This window comes from Wohlfahrtiimonas larvae (assembly GCF_002006755.1).
In the GTDB taxonomy this organism is placed as follows: Bacteria; Pseudomonadota; Gammaproteobacteria; order Cardiobacteriales; family Wohlfahrtiimonadaceae; genus Wohlfahrtiimonas; species Wohlfahrtiimonas larvae.
The window spans coordinates 1-5,339 of sequence record NZ_MVDO01000083.1 but is presented as its reverse complement, the minus strand read 5'-3'; the positions used below and the strand labels follow the sequence as shown (position 1 = coordinate 5,339).

The following is a 5,339-nucleotide window of genomic DNA, read 5'->3' as shown; positions in this document are numbered from 1 at the left end:
ATGCATCGCATCACAAATCCAAACAACATTGCGGCCTTCTGCTTTTACTCGACGAAGTAAAGCAGGCAAGTATTCTAATAGATTAGTATCACCCATGCGTGTAATCAATGTTAATCGACCTGCTTCATTTTCTGGGTTTAATGCATCAATTAAGCGGATCAATTCATCGCCTGACATTTTTTGGCTAACTTTAACACCAATTGGGTTAGAAATGCCTCGTGCAAATTCTACGTGAGCACCATCTAATTGACGAGTTCTTTCACCAATCCAAATAAAGTGAGCAGAAGTGTCGTACCAATCACCCGTTGTAGAATCTACACGTGTCATCGCTTCTTCATAACCTAAAAGCAGCATTTCATGAGAAGTATAGAAATCTACTTCTTTCAATGCGCGCACAGAATCGGGACGAATCCCACAAGCAGTCATGAAATTCAATGCATCTTGGATACGATTAGCTAAATTTGCATATTTTGCAGCTTGTGGTGATGAATCTAAGAAATCCATTGTCCAACCTTGAACACGATGTAAATCAGCATAACCACCCGATGCAAATGCGCGAATTAAGTTTAATGTTAAACCTGATTGACCATAAGCTTTCCATAAGCGCTCAGGATCAGGAATACGCGCTTCTGCTGTAAAATCGATACCATTAACAATATCACCGCGATAGCTCGGTAGTGTAATGCCATTAATTGTTTCTAAATCTTCTGAACGTGGTTTTGCAAATTGACCTGCCATACGGCCAACTTTAATCACAGGGCTACTTGCTGCAAATGTTAAAACCACAGCCATTTGTAACAATACACGAAAGCTATCTCTGATATTAGTTGCGTTAAACTCTGAGAAACTTTCCGCGCAATCGCCACCTTGTAACAAAAACGCGCGACCATAAGCTGCTTCTGCGAGTGATTGTTTGAGTGTGCGAGCCTCACCTGCAAAAACTAGAGGTGGTGCTTGGTGTAAGCGATCTTCAACCTCTTTTAACTTTGCAGCATCAGGGTAATTGGGCATTTGTGCCGCTGGGAATTTTCTCCAACTATCGGGTGTCCAAATATTAGACATAACTTTTTCCTTTTTAACTTCCAAAAAAGAAGACTGTTGCCAGTCTTCTTTTGATCTATTTGATCTTAGTTTTTAGACTGATCTACTAAACGGTTTTGTGCAATCCATGGCATCATAGCGCGCAATTTACGACCTGTTTGTTCAATCGGATGTTCTGATGTTAAACGACGACGTGCTGTCATTGAAGGATAGTTTGTTTTACCTTCCAAGATGAACATTTTTGCGTATTCGCCAGTTTGAATGCGCTTCAATGCTTTACGCATCGCTTCTTTAGATTCAGCAGTGATAACCTCTTCACCTGTCACATATTCGCCATATTCAGCGTTGTTAGAGATGGAGTAGTTCATGTTTTCAATACCACCTTCATACATCAAGTCAACGATCAATTTTAACTCATGTAAACATTCAAAGTAAGCCATTTCTGGCGCATAGCCAGCTTCTGTCAATACTTCAAAACCAGCTTTAACTAATTCAACTGCACCACCACATAATACTGCTTGTTCACCGAATAAGTCAGTTTCTGTTTCTTCACGGAAATCAGTTTCGATCACGCCAGCACGACCACCACCATTCGCTGATGCATAAGCTAATGCGATATCTTTTGCACGGCCTGAGTTGTCTTGGTAAATCGCGATCAATGTAGGAACACCTGCACCTTTTACATATTCAGAACGTACAGTGTGACCAGGGCCTTTTGGTGCAACCATGATTACGTCTAAATCTTTACGAGGTACGATTTGGTTGTAGTGAACGTTGAAACCGTGAGCAAATGCTAATGCTGCGCCATTTTTGATGTTTGGCTCAATTTCATTTGAGTAAACTTCTGGTTGGTTTTCATCTGGTAATAAGATCATTACAACGTCAGCTTGCTTCGTTGCATCTGCAACAGTCATTACGTTGTGACCAGCATTCACAGCTTTAGACCAAGATGCACCATTTTGGCGAAGACCTACGATTACATTAACGCCAGAATCTTTAAGGTTTTGCGCATGCGCATGGCCTTGTGAGCCATAACCAATGATTGCAACAGTTTTGTTCTTGATTAATGATAAGTCTGCATCTTTGTCATAATAAATATTCATGTGTATTCCTTTAAAATAAAACTCGTATTAAACGTTATATTATTAATAATCAATTTGTTAATTAATTGTCAAGCCTTTTGCACCACGGACTAGACCAAGAGCGCCAGAACGGACAATTTCAATAATGCCAAGTGTTTCCACAGCTGTGATAAATGCGCAGAGTTTATCGGCTGTTCCTGTCATTTCAATTGTATAGCTTTGTTCTGTCACATCTAGTAAGCGTCCTCTGAACATATCATTTAAGCGATAGAGCTCAGCGCGAGCCGGTTCATTTTCTGCTTTCACTTTGATTAGCATGATTTCACGCTCAATGTGCGAGCCATCTGTGAGATCTACCAATTTAATAACATCAATCAATTTATTCAGTTGCTTAACAATTTGTTCTACAACAGCTGCATTGGCAAAAGTCACCAATGTTAAGCGTGAGATAGAATTATCTTCTGTCGGTGCAACAGATAAGCTTTCAATGTTATAACCACGCGCCGAGAAAAGATTCACGACACGAGACAAAGCGCCAGCTTCGTTTTCCATCAATATTGAGATGATATGGCGCATAGATTGTTGATTAGTGCTCATTTATGATCTCCTTATACCTGGCTTAATCCATCAACCGTTGTGTTTTCCATTTTGTCACGGCCACGTAAAATCATCTCATGATGACCTTTACCAGCTGGGATCATTGGATACACGTTAGCATCGGAGTCAATGATGATATCTAAAAATAAAGTCTTATCTTTTTGCTTAAAGGCTTCGATAAGTGCGGGTTCTAGATCTTTTGGATCTCTAATTTGAATCCCGTCATGGCCATAGGCTCTAGCTAAACCAATAAAATCAGGTAATGACTCAAAATAGCTCATGCAATAGCGCTTCTTGAAGAAGAATTCTTGCCACTGACGAACCATTCCAAGGTACCCATTGTTTAAGTTCAAAATTTTTACAGGTGTTGAGTATTGAAGCATAGTAGACATTTCTTGGAGCATCATTTGGATACTGCCATCGCCTGTAATACATGCAACATCTTTCTCAGGAGCACCTAATTTTGCACCCATCGCAGCAGGTAAACCAAAACCCATGGTGCCTAAACCACCTGAGTTGATCCACTGCCTTGGGTGATCAAATTTATAATATTGTGCAGCCCACATTTGGTGCTGACCCACATCCGTTGTCACAATTGCTTGACCTTTTGTCACTTTATATAAAGTCTCAATTACTTGCTGTGGCTGAATGATGCCAGGCGTTAAATCGTAACCTAGTGAATCTAGAGTGCGCCATTTAGCAATGGTTTCCCACCATTTTGACAATGAGTCTGGGTTGATCTGTTTTTCGCCTTCTTTTACCAATTGTAAGAATTCTTGGAGAATTGGTTTAACTTGACCCACTAATGGAATATCAGCAGCAATATTTTTACCAATAGAAGAAGGGTCAACATCCACATGAATGATTTTTGCATGTGGGCAAAAGTGTTCTAATACACCGGTAATTCGGTCATCAAAACGCGCTCCAATTGCAAACAATACATCGCATTCGTGCATTGCCATATTGGCTTCGTATGTTCCGTGCATGCCGAGCATGCCCACAAACTGTTTATCTGAAGCAGGGTAGGCACCCAATCCCATTAAAGTATTTGTGATTGGAACATTCAATGCTTTGACTAATTCGGTTAATTCATCACAAGCATCACCTAAAATTACACCGCCCCCGGTATAAACCATTGGGCGTTTTGCCCCCATGAATAAGTTATAAGCTTTACGGATTTGTCCAGAATGGCCTTTAACTATCGGGTTATATGAGCGCAATGCAATTTTCTTAGGGTAGCTGAATTTGGTCAGTGCAACTTGAACGTCTTTAGGAACGTCAATTACAACAGGGCCAGGGCGACCGGTTGTCGCAATGTGGAAGGCTTTTTTAATTGTATAAGCAAGCTCTTCAACATTTTTTACTAGAAAGTTGTGTTTAACGCATGGACGTGTAATACCAATAGTATCCACTTCTTGGAAAGCATCGTTACCAATCAAACTTGTGGCAACTTGTCCTGAAAAAACAACCATAGGAATAGAGTCCATATGAGCTGTAGCAATCCCTGTGACAGCATTTGTTAAACCAGGACCAGATGTTAGTAATACAACACCAGGCTTTCCTGTAACTCGCGCGTAACCATCGGCTGCATGTGCGGCTGCCTGTTCGTGACGGACGAGGACATGTTTAATTTCATCTTGTTGATAAATTGCGTCATACAAAGGAAGAACTGCTCCACCAGGGTAGCCAAAGATGTATTCAACGTTCTCCTCCATGAGGGATTTTATAATGATTTCTGCACCTGAAGATTTCACGATTAACCTCTGTTTTTCGTTTTTGTATCGTTTTAAAAAGTCATTTATGAACCAAAAGATTCAATTCTCAATAATGTCGTATCACCTGTAATGTTTGTTAAGGCCTCAATCTGACGAATTGAATCAAGAATTGCTTTTTCTTTAGTTTCATGAGTGGTCATTATGATATTAGCCAGATTGTCTTCAACAGATTTTGTCTGGATCATCAACTCAATACTAATATCATGATGAGCTAAGATATGGGTAATATCGGAAAGCACACCAGGTTGGTCCACTGCTTTTATTCTTAAATAATAGGCAGTATAAATCTCTGCTTGTGGCAGGATTGGCGCATTGGATAGCGCTTGGTTTTGGAAAGCTAAATAAGGAACGTAATGTTCTTTATCAGCGTCTAACATTCTAGAAATATCAGCCAAGTCTGATAAAACAGAAGATGCGGTTGGATGTCCGCCTGCACCAGCACCATAGCTTAATACAGGGCCAACAGCATTACCTTTCACTAAAACTGCATTCATCACGCCATTAACATTGGAGATGAGCTCTTTTTTAGGAATTAAGGTTGGGTGAACGCGAATTTCAATGCCTTCGCTTAAATTCTTCGCAATACCTAAATGCTTAATGGTGTAACCTAATTGATCAGCATATTTAATGTCATCGCTTTCTAATTTAGAAATACCTTCGATGAACACCTTATCAAACTGTAATGGAATACCAAATGCAATGGATGCTAAAATTGTTAATTTATGAGCAGCATCAATGCCTTCTACGTCAAAAGTAGGGTCGGCTTCTGCATAACCTAAAGCTTGAGCATCTGCTAAAGCATCAGAAAAAGAACGGCCTTTTTCTTTCATTTCCGTCAAGATAT

5 protein-coding genes are annotated in these 5,339 nt (G+C 40.0%); all 5 read right to left on the bottom strand.

The features are described 5' to 3' along the window. The coding region (locus BZK14_RS05325; RefSeq protein ID WP_077925526.1) for a 3-deoxy-7-phosphoheptulonate synthase class II at window positions 1–1,062 on the bottom strand (1,062 nt) is incomplete at its 3' end. Between the two features lie 65 nt (window positions 1,063–1,127). Continuing rightward, window positions 1,128–2,144: a ketol-acid reductoisomerase gene (ilvC, locus tag BZK14_RS05320; RefSeq protein WP_077925525.1), complete on the bottom strand. Its 1,017-nt coding sequence runs from the start codon at window positions 2,142–2,144 to the stop codon at window positions 1,128–1,130. 57 nt (window positions 2,145–2,201) lie between these two features. After that, window positions 2,202–2,699 carry an acetolactate synthase small subunit gene (gene ilvN / locus BZK14_RS05315; protein WP_077925527.1) on the bottom strand — a complete coding sequence of 166 codons (498 nt, stop codon included), beginning with the start codon at window positions 2,697–2,699 and terminating at the stop codon, window positions 2,202–2,204. A 32-nt stretch (window positions 2,700–2,731) separates the two neighbouring features. Then, the gene (gene ilvB / locus BZK14_RS05310) at window positions 2,732–4,474 is read right to left on the bottom strand and encodes a biosynthetic-type acetolactate synthase large subunit (protein ID WP_077925524.1); all 1,743 of its coding nucleotides are present in this window, start codon (window positions 4,472–4,474) and stop codon (window positions 2,732–2,734) included. 44 nt (window positions 4,475–4,518) lie between these two features. Beyond that, on the bottom strand, window positions 4,519–5,339 hold an 821-nt coding region (locus BZK14_RS05305), incomplete at its 5' end, for a homoserine dehydrogenase (protein WP_143691360.1).

Bases quoted from the DNA above. Each gene is read 5' to 3' on its own strand.
- ilvC (WP_077925525.1), bottom strand. From the start codon at position 2,144: ATGAATATTTATTATGACAAAGATGCAGACTTATCATTAATCAAGAAC.
- ilvN (WP_077925527.1), bottom strand. From the start codon at position 2,699: ATGCGCCATATCATCTCAATATTGATGGAAAACGAAGCTGGCGCTTTG.